This is a genomic window from Streptomyces sp. NPDC001617, assembly GCF_053596855.1.
This window is the reverse complement of record NZ_JBSFHA010000014.1, coordinates 91,771-110,364: the sequence shown is the minus strand read 5'-3', so window position 1 is coordinate 110,364 and position 18,594 is coordinate 91,771. Positions and strand designations below refer to the sequence as shown.

Here is an 18,594-nt window from a genome sequence, read left to right as displayed (position 1 = left end):
TGGTTCCGCCTGTAATACGGGGACGCAACTATCTACGCGGGTAGCCCCGTATCTCTCCTCCCTCTCCCGTTCCAGGAGCCTCGCATGCCCGTCAGTCCCATGAACCGTCGGCAGTTCGTGAAGAAGTCGGCCGTCACCGGTGCGGCCGTCGCCGCCGCGGGAGCGGTCGGCACCAGCAGCGCCCAGGCCGCCGACCTCGGCAAGCCCGAAAAGGCCCCGAAGACCTGGTCGTTCTCCATCCTGGGCACCACCGACCTGCACAGCCACGTCTTCAACTGGGACTACTACAGCAACAAGGCGTACTCGGACAGCAAGGGCAACACCTACGGCATCGCCCGGATCGCCACCCTGGTCAAGCAGTTGCGCGAGCAGAAGGGCGAGGACCGGGTGCTGCTCGTCGACGCGGGCGACATCATCCAGGGCACCTCCCTCGCGTACTACTACGCGAACGTCGACCCGATCACGGGCAAGGACGGCAAGCGCGGCCCCAAGCACCCCATGGCGATCGCCATGAACGAGATGCGCTACGACGCCGCCGCCCTCGGCAACCACGAGTTCAACTACGGCATCGAGGTGCTGCGGAAGTTCGAGCAGCAGTGCCGCTTCCCGCTGCTCGGTGCCAACGCGCTGGACGCGAAGACGCTGCGGCCCGCCTTCCAGCCGTACACCGTCAAGTGCATCAGGGTGCCGGGCGCGCCCGACATCAAGGTCGGCATCCTCGGCCTGACCAACCCGGGCATCGCCCTGTGGGACAAGGACAACGTCAGCGGCAAGCTGGTCTTCCCCGGCCTGGTCGAGCAGGCGAAGAAGTACGTGCCCCGGCTGCGCGCGCTCGGCTGCGACGTCGTCTTCCTCACCGACCACTCCGGTCTGGACGGCTCGACCTCGTGGGGCGACGAACTCCCGTACGTGGAGAACGCCTCCAACCTGGTCGCCGAGCAGGTCCCGGGCATCGACGCGATCCTCGTCGGCCACACGCACGTCGACGTCCCGACGTACACGGTGAAGAACGAGGAGACCGGCGAGGACGTCCTCCTGTCCGAGCCGTACTGCTACGGCTACCGCCTCTCCGTCTTCGACTTCCAGCTCGAGCTGCACCACGGCTGCTGGAAGGTCACCGGCAAGACGGCGACCACGCTCAACAGCAACACGGTCGCGGAGGACGCGCGGATCACCGAACTGCTGGAGGCCGACCACGAGTTGGTCGTCAAGTACGTCAACACGGCGATCGGCACGAGTACCGAGGACATGTCCACGGCGGAGGCCTGCTGGAAGGACGTACCCGCCATCGACTTCATCCACCAGGTCCAGATGGAGGCGGTGAAGTCCGGGCTGTCCACCGCGGACGCCGCGCTCCCGCTGATCTCGGTGGCCGCGTGCTTCAGCCGCACCGCCGACATACCGAAGGGCGACGTGACCATCCGCGACGTCGCGGGCCTCTACATCTACGAGAACACGCTGTACGGCAAGAAGCTCACCGGCGCCCAGCTCAAGGACTACCTGGAGTACGCGGCGAAGTACTACCACCAGGTGCCGTCCGGCACGAAGGTCGACACCTCGACGGTGACGAACGCCAACAGCTTCTGGGACTACATGTACGACACGGCGGCCGGCGTCTCCTACGACATCGACATCGCGCAGGCCGAGGGTTCGCGCATCAAGAACCTGACCTACAACGGCGCGGCGGTCGCCGACGACCAGGTCTTCGTCGTCGCGGTCAACAACTACCGCGCCAACGGCGGCAGCGGCTACCCGCACATCGCGGCCGCGGAGGCCGCGTACAGCTCCACCAACCAGGTCCGCGACCTGATGATCGCCTACGCCACGGCGAAGGGCACGATCGACCCGTCGACCTTCGCGGCGACCAACTGGAAGCTCACGCAGGACGGGACGGCGGTGTTCTAGGACACCCCCGAGGGGGCGGGGGGCCGTTGTGGTCCTCTGCCCCCTGACCTCCGTCTTTCACAGGAAACTCGCATTCTCATCAGGCCCGCCGGCCCTTATCCTCACTCTCACGACGGGCCCTTGTTCTGGAGCGCATACGCCCAGGGGTCCGTTTCGAATGTGGGGATACACATGAGAAAGCTCGCCATAGGCGCCGCACTGTCCGGCGCCCTGGCGCTGACCGGCCTGACCGCGCCCCTCGCGTCGGCCGCGACCACGAGCCCGGACCTGGTCTTCTCGGACGTCGTGGTGAACAACGGCAAGACGATCGTCGTCGGCACGACGGCGACGGTGAAGGTCCCGGTGACGTTCACGCTCACCCGCCCGGCCGACCTGACGATCGACAACGAGAACAACTTCGCCGGTGTGATCCTCTACCGCGGCACGCTCAAGAGGATGAGGAACGCCCTGGACTCGGAGGACCCGGCCACCTGCACCACCACCGCGACCTCGGACACCACGGTGACCGAGGCGTGCACGGAGACCATCGTCGTCGACCCGCAGGACAGCCTGTCCGAGGCCGCCGACGCCACCACCTGGAACGTGGGCGGCTTCTACAGCCACACCGACAGCTCCTCCTCCGACGAGCACATCAGCTTCGAGTACGGCTACGACCTGTGGGGCGGCCTCGGCACCGCCCAGCTCAAGCGCGCCGCCAAGCTCACCGCCGACGCCACGCCCGAGCCGGTCGTCAAGGGCAAGACCCTCACGGTCAAGGGCAAGCTGACCCGCGCCGACTGGAACACCACCAAGTACGCGGGCTACACGGGCCAGTCGGTGGCCCTGCAGTTCCGCCCGGCGGGCAGTGACACCTACACGACCGTCAAGACGGTCACGTCCGGCACCGCCGGCGCCCTCTCCACGACCGTGAAGGCCACCAAGAGCGGCTACTACCGCTACTGGTTCGCGGGCACCTCGACGACGGGCGCGAAGACGTCCGCCGGCGACTACGTCAAGGTCAACGCGAGCTGACGCGGATACCGCCCCGTCCTTGCTGCTGCCGTCGCGGAGGCTCCCGTACGAACTGCCGCAGTGCACGGTGGTCCTGGCGTTGGCGGAGGTGCGGGGGGTGACGGTGCTGACGCTGGGGCTGTGGGTGCCGCATGACCTGTAGGCGGGGAGGCCTCACCGCCCGAACGCCCCCGCATGCGCTGCCGCCCACTCCGCGAACGTCCGCGCCGGGCGCCCCAGCACCTCCGCACCGTGGTCGCCGCCGCTCGCCGCCGGCCGCCGTACCAGCTCGCCGCCCACATGGCCCGTCGCCCCGGTCACCAGGATCATCGCCGTCTCCTTTCGGATGGTCCCAGCCTGCGCCCGGACCCTCACGCGCCGCGTCGCCCCCGTGGAGACATGTCCGCTGCTTCCGGAGGAGTACGGGAGGAGTACGAGAGCAGCACGGGAGGAGCGCGGGCGGAGCGCGGGAGGGGTTCGGCAGGATAAAGCTCACATATCGGGCTTACGCTGTAAGCGTGTGCGTGCCCACGCAGGCAACCGGCGACGCAGAAGAAGGTGAGTGCCATGCGCATGCTGCTCAAGGCGTCCTTCGACACGGAGAAGGGCAACGAGGCCATCCGGAACGGCACGCTGGGGAAGATGGTCCAGGAGGCGGTGGAACACATCAAGCCCGAGGCGTCCTACTTCACCGCCGAAGACGGTCGGCGCACCGCCCTCCTCTTCTTCGACATGCGGGAGAGCTCCCAGATGCCGGTGTTGGCCGAGCAGTTCTTCCTGAACCTGGACGCCAAGGTCACCTTCACTCCGGTGATGAACCTGGAGGACGTGGAGAAGGGTCTCTCCCAGCTCGGTCGCTGACCTTCACGCCGACCCTCAGCTGAACACGATCATCGACCCCTGCGCCAGACTCCGCGTCGCCGCCGCGTGCAGGCCCAGCCAGACGTGGCGTTCGCGGGCGAAGGGGCTGGGATCGTACGGCGCCGGGACGGCCGGCTCCTCCAACTCCGTGGGGGCGCGCGGCGGTTCCGGTGCCGCCGGGGGGTTGGCCGGGTCGATGCCGATCGACGGGGCCATGTACTCCAGCTCCCGCAGCAGGGCCTGGGAGCTGCCCAAGGGGCCGCCGCCCGCGAGGAGGTCGTCGTTGGAGAGGGGCTGCGGGAAGTCGACGGGGACGTACGCGCCCGCGTGGTCGTAGTGCCAGACCAGGTGCGACTGCTGGGCCGTCGACTCGAACATCTCCAGCAACTGCTCGTAGTCGCCGCCCAGTTCGTCGACCGGAGTCACCGGCAGGCCGCACACCTGCAGCAGGTAGACGCGGCGCAGGAAGTGCAGCGCGTCGTAGTCGAAGCCGGCCACCGGGGCGACCTCGCCGGACAGGCCCGGCATGTACTGGTACACCGGCACCGGCGGGAGCCCGGCCCCGGCGAGCACGTTGTTGTACTGCGCGAGTTCGTCGGCGAACGGATTGTCGGGGGTGTGGCACAACACGTCGACGAGTGGTACCAGCCACAGGTCACAGGCCAAAGAGGGCTCCTCATACACACGGATGGTGGTCAAGGCAGGGTAGTCGGTGCGGCTCGCGGGCGACCCCGTTCGTGCGGTTCAGGTGCCCGTGTGCAGGTCCCATACCCACACCCCGTCCACCCACTTCCCGTCACGGCCCACCAGTTCGGTCACGGCTCTGCGCAGCCGGTCGTCGTTCGGCTGCGGGGCCACCACCAGCGCGCCGGCCTTCCAGTACGCGAAGTCCCGCTTCGCCTGAGCCCGCCAGTTCTTGCCAAGGGTCGGGACGACGCCGGTGTAGCGGACGTCACGCAGCATCTGCGCGGTGTAGCGGGGCGGGGCACCGTAGACGCCGATGCGGTCCTTGCCGAAGGGGCCGTTGAAATAGCCGCCGGGAAGGCTGAAGCCGAGGCCGGCCTGCTCCTGCCAGTGCAGTTGCTCCGCGTAGCCGGAGTCGGGCAGTGGGATCGTGACCAGGGACTCGCCGTCGCGGACGTACGACTTCCAGGTCCCGTCGGTGAAGAAGGCGGGGGTCGCCGGGCGTTCGACCGTCTTCAGCGGGGCCGGGATCAGGGGCAGCAGGGCGAGGCAGACGCCCAGCAGGCCGAGGTACTGCACGCCCCGGTCGCGGGTGGCGGCCAGCCGCTCCAGCGCGAGCGCGAGCAGCATGCCCAGCGCGGGCGCGCAGACCATCGCGACCCGGCCCTCGATCACCGACTCGAAGAGGGGGACGTGGGCGAGCAGCGCCCAGGGGCCGGGGTAGACCTCGTCCGTCATGGGGATGCGGAACTTCGGGCCGAGGGAGAGCAGCGCCGCGCCCACCGCGGTCACCGCGAGCGCCTTGACCAGGGCCCGCTCCCACAGTCGTACGGCGATCGCGAAGGCGAGGGCGACCAGCGGCCAGCCGTAAAAGGCGTTCTGCTCGGTGGGGTTGAGGGAGAGGGAGTTGGCGCGTTCCGCGCTGCCCGCGACCAGGGAGCGTTCGGCGAAGGAGAGCAGGGCGAGGGGGCTGTTGCCGGCGTCGTCGCCGTGCAGGATGCTCTTGTAGCTCTGCGGGCCGGTGAACTGCCAGGTCAGCGCGTAGGCGACGAGGGGCAGACAGACGGCGGCAGCCACCCCCAGCCCCTTGAGCAGGGGCCGCCGGGCCTGCTTCGCCACATCCCTGCGTACGACGGCGTAGGTGCCGCCGAACAGCACCATGCCGATGCTCGACAGGAGCAGCGGCTCCTCGCCGAGGAAGATCTGGTACGTCGCCATCAGGCCCAGCACGGCCCCGTTCCGCACGACCCGGCCGCTGCCCTCGCACAGGCGCAGGGCGCGGTCGATGATCAGCGGGATCATGAAGAGGATCACGAAGTTGGGGTGCGCGTTGGCGTGGCTGACCATCGGCGGGGCGAAGGTGGCGAGCGAGGCGCCGAGGAAGGCCGAGGGGCGGTGGCGTACGACCCGCTTCCTGATCAGCCAGTACCAGGCGGCGCCGGTCGCGGCGAGGCCCAGGGTCATGGCGGTGCTGAGGGCGACCGCGGGGCCCGCGAGGAGGGTCAGCGGCGCGAAGGGGACGGAGACGCCGAGCATGACCGTGTTGGCCATGAGGTTGACGCCGTCGGGGAAGCCCTGGAGGTCGGAGAAGAGGGGGTTGTGGAGGTGGGCCAGGTTGTGGGCGGTGACCGCGAAGAACCACTCCCACTGGTTCTGGTCCTGGAGGGAGTCGGAGAGGTAGCGGTGGTTCGGGTCGAAGAGGCGGCCCGAGTACAGGGCCATCGCCATCAGCAGGAAGAGGAGGACCGCGAAGAGGTCCGCGGGGCGCAGGGTGCGGGCGCGCAGGCGGGTCAGTTCGGCGAGGACGCGGGGGTAGTCGAGGGTGCGGACCTTCGAGCCGGGCTGGTGGGACCAGTGGACGGGGACCTCGGTGATCCGGAGGTCGGCGCGTTGGAGGTGGTGCAGGACCTCCACGTCTATGCCCCACCCGTCGATCCGGGAGGCGGCGAAGGCCTCGCGGGCACGGTCGCCCTCGAAGAGCTTGAAGCCGCACTGGGTGTCGCGTATGCCGTGGACCGTCGTCCTTCGTATGAGTAAGTTCCCGGCGCGGCCCAGGAGTTGGCGTACGGGATGCTGACGTTCGCCGATGACCGCACCCGGCACCGAACGGGAGCCGATCGCCGCGGAGTTGCCCTCGCCGAGCGCCTTGTCGAGCTTCTCCAGCTCCTCGATGGGAGCGGCCAGATCGGCGTCGGTCACGAGCACCCGCCGCCCCCGGGAGGCGGCGACACCGATCCGCAGGGCGTTGCCCTTGCCGCGGTTGCGGGGACTGGTGACCAGCTGGACACGGGGGTCGGCGCACCCGGAGACGACACCACGGGTCCCGTCGGTGGACCCGTCGTCGGCGACGATGACCTCCCAGGCGCCCCAGCGGCCCTGGTTCTCGGAGAGGTACCGGGTGACGGCGTCCAGGGTGGGACCGAGGCGATGCTCCTCGTCGTAGGCGGGGATGACGACGGAGAGGTCGACCGCGGGGGCCGACGAGAGAGCGGGCGACGGGGTCGCCGGGAGGCGGTCGGGTGAACGGGGCGCGGGGAGGTCCGCCGAGGGGACGGCCGGGAGCCTCGCGGAGGAGGTCTTCGGGCGTTCCGCGGAGGGGGAGGTGGGGATGTCCGGGCGCTTCGGCGAGGGGCTCGCGGGGGTGTCCGCGCGGTCGGCCGGGCGTGCCGTGGGGGTGTCCGTGCGGTCCGCCGAGGGGACGGCCGGGAGCCTCGCGGAGGAGGTCTTCGGGCGTTCCGCGGAGGGGGAGGTGGGGATGTCCGGGCGCTTCGGCGAGGGGCTCGCGGGGGTGTCCGCGCGGTCGGCCGTGCGTGCCGTGGGGATGTGTGCTCGGTCGGCCGGGCGGGCCGTGGGGGTGTCCGTGCGGTGTGCCGGGCGTGCTGGGGGGATGTGCGGCCGGTCCGCCGGGGAGGGGGCCGGCAAGGGCGCCACGTCCGGTGAAGGAAGCGTCGGGAGGTCCGTCGGGTCGGCCGTGGCGGGGTGCGCCGGCCCCTGCTCCGTCGCGCTCATCGCTCCGCCAGCCGTTCGATCAGGGCCAGGGAGTGCGCGTTGTAGTCGTCGACGATCGAACGGGCCCGGGTGGTGTCGCGGTGGGACAGGGCGTCGACCAGGTCGGTGTGGCCGGACCACAGGGCGCCGCGGAGGTCGGTCAGGCGGCGCAGGTGCTGGACCGCGCAGACCCAGGACTGGACGCGCAGCCGGTGCAGGAAGTCGGCGAGGTAGGGGTTGCCGAACAGGACGCCGAGCTCGTGCCAGAAGCGCAGGTCGTAGCCGATCAGCACGGTGAGGTCGCCGGCCAGCGAGGCCCGCTGCGCCTCCTCGCCGCGCCGCCGCACCCCGGCGAGGGCGGCCATGGCACGGGCCTCGTCGTGCGGCGGGAAGCGGCTCTCGTCACCGTCCAGGGCGTGGAACATGCCGTCGCTGATCAGGCTGCGGGCCTCGACGATGCCGCGGTAGTCGGCGACCGAGTACTCGTGGACGTGGAAGCCGCGATGCTGGTCGGCGTCGAGCAGCCCCTGCGCGGACAGGTCGACCAGCGCCTCGCGCACGGGCGTCGCGGAGACCCCGTACTGCTCGGCGATCTCCTTGACCGTGAACTCCTGCCCGGGCTGCAGCCGCCCCGCCAGCACCTCGTCGCGCAGCGCGTCGGCGATCTGCTGTCGCAGGGTGCTTCGGGTGACGGCGCCGTTGCCGCTGCTGGCGGGCATGGGGTGGGCGTCTCCTCGTCGCGTTCGGGTGGCGTGCACGTCTCTATGTACGAGCACGCCACCTTACGCGTTCGGCTTCCCGCTGTTTACCCGCGTAGCTGTGGGCGGACGGTGCGGTATCCGAGCGGCCGCACCCGACTACCGTACGTACTACACCGTGTACTCGTCGGCCACGGTCAGCGCCGCGTCCAGCGCCGCGAACCCCTCCTTCAGCTCGGCCTCGCTCACGTTGCAGGGCGGCACGACATGGGTGCGGTTCATGTTCACGAACGGCCAGATGCCGTGCTGCTTGGCCGCGGCCCCGAAGGCGGCCATCGGGGCGTTCGCCTCACCGGCCGCGTTGTACGGCACGAGCGGCTCGCGCGTCTCCCGGTTCTTCACGAGTTCGACGGCCCAGAACATGCCGACCCCGCGCACCTCGCCGATGCTGGGGTGCCGCTCGGCGAGCTCGCGCAGGGCGGGCCCGACGACGGTCTCACCCAGCCGCCCGGCGTTCTCGACGACGCCTTCCTCCGCCATGACGTTGAGGGTCGCGACGGCGGCGGCGCAGGCGAGCGGGTGCCCGGAGTACGTCAGCCCGCCGGGATACGGCCGCTTGCCGAAGGTCTCGGCGATGGCACCGGAGATGGCGACACCCCCGAGCGGCACATAGCCACTGTTGACCCCCTTGGCGAAGGTGATCAGGTCCGGTACGACCCCGAACAGATCCGCCGCGAACCATTCCCCGGTCCGCCCGAACCCGGCCATGACCTCGTCCAGGATGAAGACGATCCCGTACTTGTCGCAGATCTCCCGCACGCCGGCGAGATAGCCGGGCGGCGGAACCATGATCCCGGCGGTCCCGGGGATGGTCTCGAGGACGATCGCGGCGACGGTGGCCGGCCCCTCGAAGGCGATGGTGGTCTCCAGGTGCTCCAGCGCCCGGGCGCACTCCTGCTCCTCGGTCTCCGCGTAGAACCGCGAGCGGTACAGGAACGGCGCCCAGAAGTGCACGACACCGGCGGCGGCACCGTCGGAGGCCCAACGCCGGGGGTCGCCGGTGATGTTGATGGCCTGCTGGGTACCACCGTGGTACGAGCGGTACGCCGACAGCACCTTGGGCCGCCCGGTGTGCAGCCGCGCCATGCGCACCGCGTGCTCCACGGCGTCGGCTCCGCCGTTGGTGAAGAAGATCTTGTCCAGATCCCCGGGCGCCCGCTCGGCGATCAGCCTCGCCGCCTCCGACCGCGCCTCGATCGCGAAGGCGGGCGCGAAGGTGGACAGGGTCGCGGCCTGCTCCTGAATCGCGGCGACGACCTTCGGATGCCGGTAGCCGATGTTCGTGTAGACGAGCCCGCTGGTGAAGTCGAGGTACCGCTTCCCGTCGTAGTCCCAGAAGTACGACCCTTCCGCACCGGCGACGGCAAGCGGGTCGATGAGCTCCTGCGCGGACCAGGAATGAAACACATGCGCACGGTCCGCGGCCTTCACGGCGGCGCCGACCTCGGGGGTGGGATGAGGGGTCATGCGGGGAGCGTAGGAGCCCGGGGTGACCGGGGGACATCGGCGTCATGTCTGTGGTCCGGGCGTTTCCGCGACAGGTTGTCGACGACGGACCGGCTCGGCCCCCTGTTACGGAACCGTAGACACCGCCCCCGCCACCTCGCCTTACGCCCGCACTATCGTTGGGATGTTGCACAGGTGCGTATCGGGGGATTTCGGGGGCTCGGGATGGAGAAGCTCGCGGGTGGTGATCCGCAGCGGATCGGGGCGTATCGGCTGCTGGCGCGGCTGGGGGCCGGGGGGATGGGGTACGTGTATCTCGCCCGGTCGGACCGTGGCCGTACCGTCGCCGTGAAGCTGGTGCGCGAGGAGTTGGCCGCCCAGGAGGAGTTCCGGGCGCGGTTCCGGCAGGAGGTGCAGTCCGCGCGGCAGGTCGGCGGGCACTGGACGGCACCCGTGCTGGACGCCGACACCGAGGCGGCCGTGCCGTGGGTGGCGACCGGGTACGTCGCCGGGCCGAGCCTGCAGCAGGTGGTCGGGCACGATCATGGGGCGTTGCCCGAGCGGTCCGTACGGATTCTGGCGGCCGGGCTCGCGCACGCGCTCAAGGACATTCATGCCGCCGGGATCGTCCACCGGGATCTGAAGCCGTCCAATGTGCTGGTGACGATCGACGGGCCTCGCGTCATCGACTTCGGTATCGCGCGGGCGCTGGAGACGGTCACCGACGGGGGGCTGACCCGCACCGGCGCGCTCGTCGGGTCGCCCGGCTTCATGGCGCCCGAGCAGGTGCGGGGCGACCGGATCACGCCCGCCTGCGACGTCTTCTGCCTGGGGTCCGTCCTGGCCTACGCCGCCACCGGCGCCCTCCCCTTCGGCACCGCCAACAGCGGTGTGCACGCCCTGATGTTCCGTATCGCCCAGGAGGAACCCGACCTGGAGGGGGTGCCCGAGGGCATCGCCGACCTCGTACGGGACTGTCTGAAGAAGGACCCGGCGGCCCGGCCGACGCTGGACCAGGTCCTGGAGCGCACCGGCGCCGAGGACACCGTACTGGGCGGGCGCTCCCGGGACCCCTGGCTGCCGAGCGCGCTGGTGGCCCAACTCGGGCGGCACGCGGTGCAGTTGCTGGACGCGGAGGACCCCGAGCGGACCGGGGAGGTCTCCGTCGGGAAGCCCGCGCCCGAAGCCTCCCCCGAGCACGCCTCCGTGCCCGAGCCCAGCACCGGAACACCCGTCGGACCACCCCCGTCCGGGCAGCCGGGCAACGGGGCGCCCCTGAACCACCTGCCGACCCAGGTCGCGGGCCAGGCCCCGACACCCGCACCCGCCCCGCAGGGCCCCGCGCAGACACCGCCGTCCGGCCACCCTGCCTACGGCTACCCCCAGCAGCATCCGCAACAGCAGCAACCCGCCTACGGCACCCCCCAGCAGCAGCCGGGCTACGGCTACCCGCAGCAGCCCCCCGCCTACGGCTACCCCCAACAGCCCACCCCCTACGGCGCGCTGGGCTCCACCCCGCCCTACGGCCCCGCCCCCTACACCGGCCCTCTCACCCCCACCCCCCAGGAACCACCCCGAAGAAGCGGCCGCTCCACCGTCGCCCTCGTCGCGGTGGCCCTGGTCGTCGCCCTCGGCGCCGGCGGCTCCGTCTACGCCCTGATGAACGGCGGCGGCGACAACAGCGACGACAACAAGGCCGGGCCGGGCCCGAGCACCACCGCACCCCCCACCACCGGCCCGTCCACGCCCCAGCAGTCCCCGACGACCGCCTCCCCGACGACCTCCGCCCCCTCCGACGGCGTCGTCCCGACCGGCTACCTCGGCACCTGGACCGCCACCATCACCAACAAGGACGGCGAGAACACCCGCCAACTCACCATCCAGCAGGGCAAGGTGGGTGAGGCGGTGCTGTCCCTCGTCGCCGACGGCCCCACCTCCAGCGGCACCTACCACTGCGTCTTCCAGGCGCAACTCACCCAGGACCCGGGCAGCAGCGGCCCGTTGGAGCTCGGCCCGTCCACCGTCACCGCCGGCGACAGCGGCTACTGCAAGCCCGGCGACCCCACCGAGATCAGCCTCCTCTCGGACGGCAGCCTGCAGCGGGTCAACACCAGCAACGGGGAGAGCCTGAAGTACACCAGGGAGTAACCCCAAGTACCGCTTCTGGTAAGGCTGTTGGAGTGGTGCGGCCGTACGGTTCGGTCGGTGGGGTGGCTGAGCGCAGAGAACATCGTGGCCGTCGGTACCGCGGTCCTGGGCATCGTCGCGTCCGGTGTCATGGTCTGGTACGAGCGCCGGGTACCGCGCCGCAAACGCATCGGCTACCGGGTGCAGATGGACAGTCCCATAGGCGACGACGTCCAGCTGGGCCGGGTCAACGTCCGCCTGGGGATCTTCGGCGAGGACCCCGGCATGTCGGATGCCACCCTCGTCCTGATCCGCGTCGAGAACGACGGCTCGCAGGGCATCGACCGCGACGACTACACCAGCCCGGGCACGCACGGCCTGACCGCGGTCTTCACCGACCGCACCATCCAGGGCGTCTCGGTCACCCAGCCCTCCGACACCGACCATCTGATGGACCACTTCACGGCCGAGCGCGGCCTCGGCTACGAGGGCAACACCCTGCGCATCCCGCGTGTCCCCCTCAACCGCGGCGACCACTACAAACTGCTGGTGCTGCTGTCCGGCGGTGCCGTGGGCCGCCCGATCCGGCTGATCGGCGGTATCCGCGAGGGCGAGGTGCACACCAACCGCAGCGCCACGCCCGACGAGAAGCCGCCCCTGTTCAGCCGCGCCGCCCGCCTCATCACCCTCACCCTCACGGTCAGCGTCCTCGCCCTCGCGACCATCGTCGTGGCCCGCGACGACACCCCGCCCCCGATCGGCTGCGAGACCGGCCGTCTGAAGGTCACCGGATCGACCGCGTTCGCCCCCGTCGTCGAGGAGTTGGCGAAGGAGTACGAGAAGAAGTGCCCGGGATCCGGCATCACGGTCGACGCCCGCGGCAGCTCGGCCGGCGTCAACTCCCTCGCTCCGGGCGCCCATGACGTCATCGCCTTCTCCGACGGCCCCGCGATCGGCGCCGACACCGGCAGGCTGGTCGGGCAGCGTGTCGCCCTCTCCGTCTTCACCCTCGTCGTCAACGACGGCATCCGGCTGCCCGCCAAGGGGCTGTCCCTGGCCGACGTACGCCGTGTCTACCGCGGTGAGGTGACCCGCTGGAGACAGCTCGACGCCTCTCTCCCCGACACCCCGATCGTCCTGGTCAGCCGTAACGCCGACTCCGGCACCCGGCAGATCTTCCAGCGCCGGGTCCTCGGCAGCTGGGAGCGCGTGCCCAGCACCTCGCTGGACTGCGTCCACAAGGACGACACCTCGGCACCGGTCATGCGCTGCGAACTCGACTCCACGGACGCCGTGTTGGCGAAGGTCGCCCAGCTCCCCGGCGCCATCGGCTACACCGAACTCACCCTCGCCACCGGCCACCGGGGCCTGCGCACGGTCCCCCTCGACGGCGCGGCGCCTTCTGTCGAAGCGATCGAGTACGGCCGCAGCGAGTACCCCTACCGGGGCGTCGAGTACGCCTACACCTACGGCCGCGCCCCCTCCGGCTCCCTCGCCTCCGCCTTCCTCGCCTACCTCGACGAGGGCACCAGCGAGAACGTCATCCGCGCCCACGGCCACCTGCCCTGCTCGGCGACGGCGTCCTCGGGGCTGTGCGCACGGGACTGACGGGCACCCTTGTGCCGTGATTCCGCGTCCTCGACGATGAGAGGAGCGCGTCCGCATCGGCAGCCCCGGGAGGACACATGCGTCCCACCAGAAGAACGGTCCTGACCGCGACGGCGGCGAGTGCGGCCGCCCTGGGGACGGCGGGCCGCGCCGAGGCCACGGCCACGCCGGGCGGCGGCCGACCACCGGCCACAGCACAGCGCCCGAGCCGTGAACTCCGCGCGTTGTTGGGGGAGTTGGATCGGTCGAGGATCGAGGCGACGATCCGCAGGCTGGTCTCCTTCGGCACCCGCCACACCCTCTCCGCCCAGGACGACCCGAAGCGCGGCATCGGCGCGGCGCGCGACTGGCTGCTCGCCGAACTCCGGTCGTACGCCGCCGAGTCGGGCGGCCGGATGACGGTCGAGCTCCAGTCGTACGTCCAGGAACCGGCCTCCCGCATCCCCACCGCCACCCGCATCACCAACGTCGTGGCGACCCTGCGCGGCTCGGTGACACCCGAGCGGGTGTATGTCGTGTCGGGGCACTACGACTCCCGGGTCACCGACGTCATGAACGCCACGGCCGACGCACCGGGCGCCGACGACGACGCCTCCGGGGTGGCCGTGGCGCTGGAGCTGGCGCGGGTGATGGCGAGGCGGCGGCCGGCGGCGACGATCGTGTTCGCGGCGGTGGCGGGGGAGGAACAGGGACTGTACGGGTCGACGTACATGGCCCAGCAGTTCAAGGCGGCCGGCACCGATGTGCAGGGCATGTTCACCAACGACATCGTGGGCAGTTCGACCGCGGACGACGGTACGAAGGACCCTCCCCCAGCCTTCGGCCGGGGGGACCCCCATCTCGCTCCGCTCACGATCCGGCTCTTCGCGGAGGGCGTCCCCTCCTCCGAGACCCCCGAACAGGCCGCGACCCGCAAGTCGGTGGGCGGCGAGAACGACTCCGCGACCCGCCAACTCGCCCGCTTCGTCAGGGACGTGGCCGACAACGACGCCACCGGTATGCACGTCCGTGTCGTCTACCGCCGGGACCGCTACCTCCGGGGCGGCGACCACATCCCCTACCTGGAACGCGCCTACCCGGCCGCCCGTTTCACCGAGCCCGCCGAGGACTTCGCCCACCAGCACCAGGACGTCCGCGTCGAGAACGGCAAGCAGTACGGGGATCTGCCGGAGTTCTGCGACTTCGACTTCGTCACGAGGGTGGCGAAGGTGAACGCGGCCGCCCTGTGGACGCTGGCGCAGGCGCCGGGCACGCCGAAGGGCGCGAAGATCGTGACCTCGGCCCTGACCAACTCGACCACCCTGGTGTGGAGTCGGGGGAGCGAGCCGGATCTCGCCGGGTACGAGGTGGTGTGGCGGGAGACGACGGCGCCGGAGTGGACGCGGGTGATCCCGGCCGGGGACGTGACGACGTACGAGGTGGACCTGTCGAAGGACAACGTGTTCTTCGGGGTGCGGGCGGTCAACACCAAGGGGCTGCGGAGTCCGGTCGCCTTCCCGGCCCCGCAGACATAGCCGACGTGGCCGGCGGCAACACGGCAGGGGCGTCCCTCACCTCATCGCGGCTCCGGCGGCCGCTGCCTCGGCATGTTCGGTCGGCCGTTCGTCCCCGGAGGCACCGCGAAGCGGCCCTGGGGGCTCGTCGCCTCCTGGCGTACGGTCCCCGTGCCCGCCGACTGGATGCCCATCGGCGCCGAGCCGGTCCGGAACTCCACCATCCAGTCGGCCGTCTCCGTCCGCACCAGCTCCGTCACGTCCTCGGAGAAGCGGCGCAGCACGGTCAGGCACCGCTCGGCGGCCTCGCCGGCCGTGCCCTCCGTCGGCCCCAGCACCTCCCGCACACTCTCCGTCGCCCAGTCGAACTGCAACACCTGCAACCGCCGCTGTACCGCCTGGGCCGTCGCCACGTCCCTTATCCACCCGGACGTCACACCGAAGAACCGGTCCACGGCCACGCACGCCACCGCCAGCAGCAGCGCCAGATACCCCCACGCGGCGACCCCGCCGACCGCCCCGGTCAGATCCAGCAGCGGCAGCGCGGCCCCGGTCACCGCCCCCGCCGCCGCCCCGCCCCGCAGCACTCGCGCACCCCGCCGCTTCCACACCCGGTCCGCCAGATACCAGGCCGCCGTCTCCAGCGCCCCGCGCTCCACCCACCGATACAGTTCGTACAGCCGTTCGGCCGGCTCGCCCCAGTCCCCGAGCGGGAACGGCCGCCCGACCAGATCGCCCGGCCGCAGCCCGGCCGCCCCCTCGCCCCGACCGTCCTGAGGCGGACCCTCGGGCTGCATCTCCGGCTGACCCACCCGGCACTCCCTACTGATCACGGCCGTTCACGTTGCGTGACATCACTGCCGACGCGGAACCCTTCCTACCGCCCAATGGGTGGCGAAGGCGCGTCTTTCACCTCTTTTCCGCCCGTAAGAGGGTCTTGATCAGGTATGGGAGCCACGGCGATCTCACTCGAAAGAGTGGCGGGGCGATGGCCGCACGGACCACGTAGGCTCGTGCACAACGGAGGAAACTCCGGCGGATGAGACGACGAGACCAGGAGCTGATCGTGATTCCCGGTGGTGGCCAGCCCAATATGCAGCAGCTGCTCCAGCAGGCCCAGAAGATGCAGCAGGACCTGCAGCGGGCGCAGGAGGAACTGGCACAGACCGAGGTCGACGGGCAGGCGGGCGGCGGCCTGGTGAGGGCCACGGTCACCGGCTCCGGCGAACTGCGCGCGCTGAAGATCGACCCGAAGGCGGTGGACCCGGACGACACGGAGACCCTCGCCGACCTGATCGTCGCGGCCGTGCAGGCGGCCAACGAGAACGCGCAGACCCTCCAGCAGCAGAAGCTCGGCCCGCTGGCCCAGGGCCTCGGCGGCGGCAGCGGCATCCCCGGACTGCCCTTCTAGGACCCGGGCCGGCCTGTCCGGACCCGGGCCTGCCTTTCTAAGAGGGGCCGGGGCCAACTACCGTACGTACTGGAAGACTCCAGAAAGGGCAGTCCGTTGTACGAAGGCGTGGTGCAGGACCTGATCGACGAACTGGGGCGGCTGCCCGGCGTCGGTCCCAAGAGCGCCCAGCGGATCGCCTTCCACATCCTGCAGGCGGAGCCGACCGACGTACGGCGCCTCGCGCAGGCCCTGATGGAGGTCAAGGCGAAGGTCCGCTTCTGCGCGACCTGCGGCAACGTCGCACAGGAGGAGCTGTGCAACATCTGCCGCGACGCCCGCCGGGACCTGTCGGTGATCTGCGTGGTGGAGGAGCCGAAGGACGTGGTCGCCATCGAGCGGACCCGCGAGTTCCGCGGCCGCTACCACGTCCTCGGCGGCGCGATCAGCCCGATCGAGGGCGTCGGTCCCGACGACCTGCGTATACGAGAACTTCTCGCGCGGTTGGCCGACGGTGCGGTCACGGAGCTGATCCTGGCCACGGACCCGAACCTGGAGGGCGAGGCGACCGCCACCTACCTCGCCCGCATGATCAAACCCATGGGCCTCAAGGTCACCCGCCTGGCCAGCGGCCTCCCGGTGGGTGGCGACCTGGAATACGCGGACGAGGTCACCCTCGGCCGCGCCTTCGAGGGGAGACGACTTCTAGATGTCTGACGCCACGTTGCATGAAACGACGCAGGACCCGGACGACTTCGCGGTCCAGATCGCGGACCAGGTGGAGAGCTTCCTGGTCGCCGTCACGGAGGTGGCGAAGGGCGACGAGCCCGACTCGGCCGTCCCCTTCCTCCTCCTGGAGGTCTCCCAGCTGCTGCTGGCCGGCGGCCGTCTCGGCGCGCACGAGGACATCGTCCCCGACGAGCGCTACGAGCCCGACACGGGCCCGGACGCCGACGTGGACGAACTCCGGGAGAACCTGGCGAGGCTGCTGGACCCGGTCGACGTGTACTCGGAGGTCTTCGACCCCTACGAGCCCCGGAAGGCCCCCGTCCCGGCCCGTCTCTCCGACGACATCTCCGACATCATCACCGACCTCCGCCACGGCATGGCCCACTACCGCGCCGGCCGCGTCACGGAGGCCCTGTGGTGGTGGCAGTTCTCCTACTTCTCCAACTGGGGCCCCACGGCGTCCGCCGCGCTGCGCGCCCTCCAGTCCGTCCTCATCCACGTCCGCCTCAACCAGCCGCTGGAGGAGCTGGACGGCCTGGACACGGACCAGAGCATGGGCGACGAGACGCTGGAGTTCGAGGCGGGCAAGGTGATGGCGGAGGAGATCGCGGGGCCGCTGGGGATGCGGCCGGTCAAGTAGCCGTCTTCGGGAAGCGGCCCGCCTGTCCCAGCAGGGTGAACGGCTCCGTCCGGGACTGCGTGACACCGTCGCCGCCGGCGGCGGCCACCTGGTCCCGGCGGGCCACCGCTCCGGAGCCGCCGTGGACGAACACCGGTGTCGTGGAGTCGGACTCGCGGATCTCCTTGATCAGTTCGAGGCCGGCTTCGCATGTCCAGCGCCGATGTCACAGTCCCCAGAGTCCCTTCGCCACCGCCGTGACCCCACCTCCCAACGCCAGCCCCAACACCAGCAGTCGGGCTCGCTTCTCCGGTATCCGCTCCGCGAGCCCCCTGCCGATCACCGCCCCCACCGCCATCGCCGCCACCACCACCCCCCACCGCACCCCGCCCAGCCCCGGCACCCCGTTCGCCGCCACCGAGAACGCGTTCACCATCACCCCGTAGAACTGCGCGTTCGGCACGAACTCCCGTACCGTCCAACCCGCGTTGAGCGCGTACAGCGACACCGGTGGCCCGCCCACCCCCGCCGCCGAGTTCATGAAACCGCCCACCGCGCCGGCGGCGACCGCACCCTTCGTGCCCCGCAGCGCCGGCACCCGCGCACCCCGCAGCACCAGCAGTACGGCGATCGTGACCAGGCCGCCCATCACCAACAGCAGTGCGGGCTCGGGGAGTCGGCGGGTCAGCCAGGTGCCCGCCGGTACCGTGCAGGCCGCCGCCGCGCACAGGGGCACCATCGCGCGGGGGCGTACCCGTCGCCAGCCGCCGGCCAGGCCCACGACACTGATCGCCCCTGCCGCGCAGTTGGCCAGCACCACCCCCTCGGCCGGGCCCAGGAGCAGCACCAGCGCGGGTACCGAGACCAGCGCGAAGCCCATCCCGGTCAGCCACTGCACGGACGAGCCGAGCAGGACGATGGACGCGAGCAGTGCGTCGTCGGTGCAGTGCACTGAACCCCCGTTCCGGGAGGGTGCTCCCGGTCCTGTCAGTAACC

18 protein-coding genes are annotated in these 18,594 nt (G+C 70.8%); 10 read left to right on the top strand and 8 right to left on the bottom strand.

The genetic code is table 11. The features are described from left to right. The first annotated feature begins 84 nt into the window (after positions 1-84). The 3 genes from ACWC09_RS13810 to ACWC09_RS13800 all read left to right on the top strand — a co-directional run bounded on the left by ACWC09_RS13810 (position 85) and on the right by ACWC09_RS13800 (position 3,058). On the top strand, positions 85-1,905 hold the full coding sequence (locus ACWC09_RS13810; protein WP_450850726.1) for a bifunctional metallophosphatase/5'-nucleotidase: 1,821 nt from the start codon (positions 85-87) through the stop codon (positions 1,903-1,905). A 171-nt stretch (positions 1,906-2,076) separates the two neighbouring features. Continuing rightward, a complete protein-coding gene (locus tag ACWC09_RS13805) occupies positions 2,077-2,916 on the top strand; it encodes a hypothetical protein (RefSeq protein ID WP_450850725.1) in 840 nt (279 codons plus the stop codon). 19 nt (positions 2,917-2,935) lie between these two features. Next, on the top strand, positions 2,936-3,058 hold the full coding sequence (locus tag ACWC09_RS13800; protein WP_450850724.1) for a hypothetical protein: 123 nt from the start codon (positions 2,936-2,938) through the stop codon (positions 3,056-3,058). 11 nt (positions 3,059-3,069) lie between these two features. Here ACWC09_RS13800 and ACWC09_RS13795 read toward each other — a convergent pair whose 3' ends face one another. Then, complete coding sequence (locus ACWC09_RS13795; RefSeq protein ID WP_450850723.1) at positions 3,070-3,225, bottom strand: hypothetical protein; 156 nt, start codon at positions 3,223-3,225, stop codon at positions 3,070-3,072. Positions 3,226-3,462: 237 nt separating this feature from the next. Between ACWC09_RS13795 and ACWC09_RS13790 the strand changes: the two genes are divergently transcribed. After that, positions 3,463-3,756, top strand: coding sequence for a hypothetical protein (locus tag ACWC09_RS13790; RefSeq protein ID WP_450850722.1), 294 nt, complete (start codon positions 3,463-3,465; stop codon positions 3,754-3,756). Positions 3,757-3,771: 15 nt separating this feature from the next. On the opposite strand, the gene ACWC09_RS13785 is transcribed toward ACWC09_RS13790, so the two are convergent. The 4 genes from ACWC09_RS13785 to ACWC09_RS13770 form a co-directional block, all read right to left on the bottom strand. Then, the gene (locus ACWC09_RS13785; RefSeq protein ID WP_450850721.1) at positions 3,772-4,422 is read right to left on the bottom strand and encodes a hypothetical protein; all 651 of its coding nucleotides are present in this window, start codon (positions 4,420-4,422) and stop codon (positions 3,772-3,774) included. A gap of 78 nt (positions 4,423-4,500) precedes the next feature. Continuing rightward, positions 4,501-7,449, bottom strand: a complete 2,949-nt coding sequence (locus ACWC09_RS13780; RefSeq protein WP_450850720.1) for a glycosyltransferase — start codon at positions 7,447-7,449, stop codon at positions 4,501-4,503. Next, positions 7,446-8,147 (bottom strand): GntR family transcriptional regulator, encoded by a 702-nt coding sequence (locus ACWC09_RS13775; RefSeq protein ID WP_450850719.1) that lies wholly within the window; start codon positions 8,145-8,147, stop codon positions 7,446-7,448. The genes ACWC09_RS13780 and ACWC09_RS13775 overlap by 4 nt, the downstream gene beginning before the upstream one ends. 150 nt (positions 8,148-8,297) lie before the next feature. Further along, positions 8,298-9,653: an aminotransferase class III-fold pyridoxal phosphate-dependent enzyme gene (locus ACWC09_RS13770; RefSeq protein ID WP_450850718.1), complete on the bottom strand. Its 1,356-nt coding sequence runs from the start codon at positions 9,651-9,653 to the stop codon at positions 8,298-8,300. 204 nt (positions 9,654-9,857) lie between these two features. On the opposite strand from ACWC09_RS13770, the gene ACWC09_RS13765 reads away from it, so the two are divergent. The 3 genes from ACWC09_RS13765 (at position 9,858) to ACWC09_RS13755 (ending at position 14,881) form a co-directional block, all read left to right on the top strand. After that, the gene (locus ACWC09_RS13765; protein WP_450850717.1) at positions 9,858-11,780 is read left to right on the top strand and encodes a protein kinase domain-containing protein; all 1,923 of its coding nucleotides are present in this window, start codon (positions 9,858-9,860) and stop codon (positions 11,778-11,780) included. Between the two features lie 57 nt (positions 11,781-11,837). Further along, positions 11,838-13,367: a PstS family phosphate ABC transporter substrate-binding protein gene (locus ACWC09_RS13760; protein WP_450850716.1), complete on the top strand. Its 1,530-nt coding sequence runs from the start codon at positions 11,838-11,840 to the stop codon at positions 13,365-13,367. A 77-nt stretch (positions 13,368-13,444) separates the two neighbouring features. Beyond that, positions 13,445-14,881: a M20/M25/M40 family metallo-hydrolase gene (locus ACWC09_RS13755; RefSeq protein ID WP_450850715.1), complete on the top strand. Its 1,437-nt coding sequence runs from the start codon at positions 13,445-13,447 to the stop codon at positions 14,879-14,881. 41 nt (positions 14,882-14,922) lie between these two features. Here ACWC09_RS13755 and ACWC09_RS13750 read toward each other — a convergent pair whose 3' ends face one another. Further along, complete coding sequence (locus ACWC09_RS13750; protein ID WP_450850714.1) at positions 14,923-15,672, bottom strand: SLATT domain-containing protein; 750 nt, start codon at positions 15,670-15,672, stop codon at positions 14,923-14,925. 254 nt (positions 15,673-15,926) lie between these two features. Here ACWC09_RS13750 and ACWC09_RS13745 point away from each other — a divergent pair, with 254 nt between their 5' ends. The 3 genes from ACWC09_RS13745 to ACWC09_RS13735 all read left to right on the top strand — a co-directional run bounded on the left by ACWC09_RS13745 (position 15,927) and on the right by ACWC09_RS13735 (position 17,619). Beyond that, positions 15,927-16,271 (top strand): YbaB/EbfC family nucleoid-associated protein, encoded by a 345-nt coding sequence (locus tag ACWC09_RS13745; protein ID WP_450850778.1) that lies wholly within the window; start codon positions 15,927-15,929, stop codon positions 16,269-16,271. 96 nt (positions 16,272-16,367) lie between these two features. Beyond that, positions 16,368-16,967: a recombination mediator RecR gene (gene recR / locus ACWC09_RS13740; RefSeq protein WP_450850713.1), complete on the top strand. Its 600-nt coding sequence runs from the start codon at positions 16,368-16,370 to the stop codon at positions 16,965-16,967. Beyond that, positions 16,960-17,619, top strand: a complete 660-nt coding sequence (locus ACWC09_RS13735) for a DUF5063 domain-containing protein (protein ID WP_450850712.1) — start codon at positions 16,960-16,962, stop codon at positions 17,617-17,619. The genes recR and ACWC09_RS13735 overlap by 8 nt, the downstream gene beginning before the upstream one ends. Here the strand turns inward: ACWC09_RS13735 and ACWC09_RS13730 are convergent. Together ACWC09_RS13730 and ACWC09_RS13725 are read right to left on the bottom strand one after the other, a co-directional pair. Beyond that, the gene (locus ACWC09_RS13730) at positions 17,612-17,752 is read right to left on the bottom strand and encodes a hypothetical protein (RefSeq protein ID WP_450850711.1); all 141 of its coding nucleotides are present in this window, start codon (positions 17,750-17,752) and stop codon (positions 17,612-17,614) included. The two genes, ACWC09_RS13735 and ACWC09_RS13730, sit on opposite strands and share 8 nt — an antisense overlap. Before the next feature lie 72 nt (positions 17,753-17,824). Beyond that, positions 17,825-18,550 carry a sulfite exporter TauE/SafE family protein gene (locus tag ACWC09_RS13725; RefSeq protein WP_450850710.1) on the bottom strand — a complete coding sequence of 242 codons (726 nt, stop codon included), beginning with the start codon at positions 18,548-18,550 and terminating at the stop codon, positions 17,825-17,827. Between the last annotated feature and the right edge of the window lie 44 nt (positions 18,551-18,594).

What these genes read in the sequence shown, in the direction of transcription:
- ACWC09_RS13810 (WP_450850726.1), top strand. Translation starts at nt 85, where the DNA reads ATGCCCGTCAGTCCCATGAACCGTCGGCAGTTCGTGAAGAAGTCGGCC.
- ACWC09_RS13805 (WP_450850725.1), top strand. Translation starts at nt 2,077, where the DNA reads ATGAGAAAGCTCGCCATAGGCGCCGCACTGTCCGGCGCCCTGGCGCTG.
- ACWC09_RS13795 (WP_450850723.1), bottom strand. Translation starts at nt 3,225, where the DNA reads ATGATCCTGGTGACCGGGGCGACGGGCCATGTGGGCGGCGAGCTGGTA.
- ACWC09_RS13790 (WP_450850722.1), top strand. Translation starts at nt 3,463, where the DNA reads ATGCGCATGCTGCTCAAGGCGTCCTTCGACACGGAGAAGGGCAACGAG.
- ACWC09_RS13780 (WP_450850720.1), bottom strand. Translation starts at nt 7,449, where the DNA reads ATGAGCGCGACGGAGCAGGGGCCGGCGCACCCCGCCACGGCCGACCCG.
- ACWC09_RS13775 (WP_450850719.1), bottom strand. Translation starts at nt 8,147, where the DNA reads ATGCCCGCCAGCAGCGGCAACGGCGCCGTCACCCGAAGCACCCTGCGA.
- ACWC09_RS13770 (WP_450850718.1), bottom strand. Translation starts at nt 9,653, where the DNA reads ATGACCCCTCATCCCACCCCCGAGGTCGGCGCCGCCGTGAAGGCCGCG.
- ACWC09_RS13765 (WP_450850717.1), top strand. Translation starts at nt 9,858, where the DNA reads ATGGAGAAGCTCGCGGGTGGTGATCCGCAGCGGATCGGGGCGTATCGG.
- ACWC09_RS13755 (WP_450850715.1), top strand. Translation starts at nt 13,445, where the DNA reads ATGCGTCCCACCAGAAGAACGGTCCTGACCGCGACGGCGGCGAGTGCG.
- ACWC09_RS13735 (WP_450850712.1), top strand. Translation starts at nt 16,960, where the DNA reads ATGTCTGACGCCACGTTGCATGAAACGACGCAGGACCCGGACGACTTC.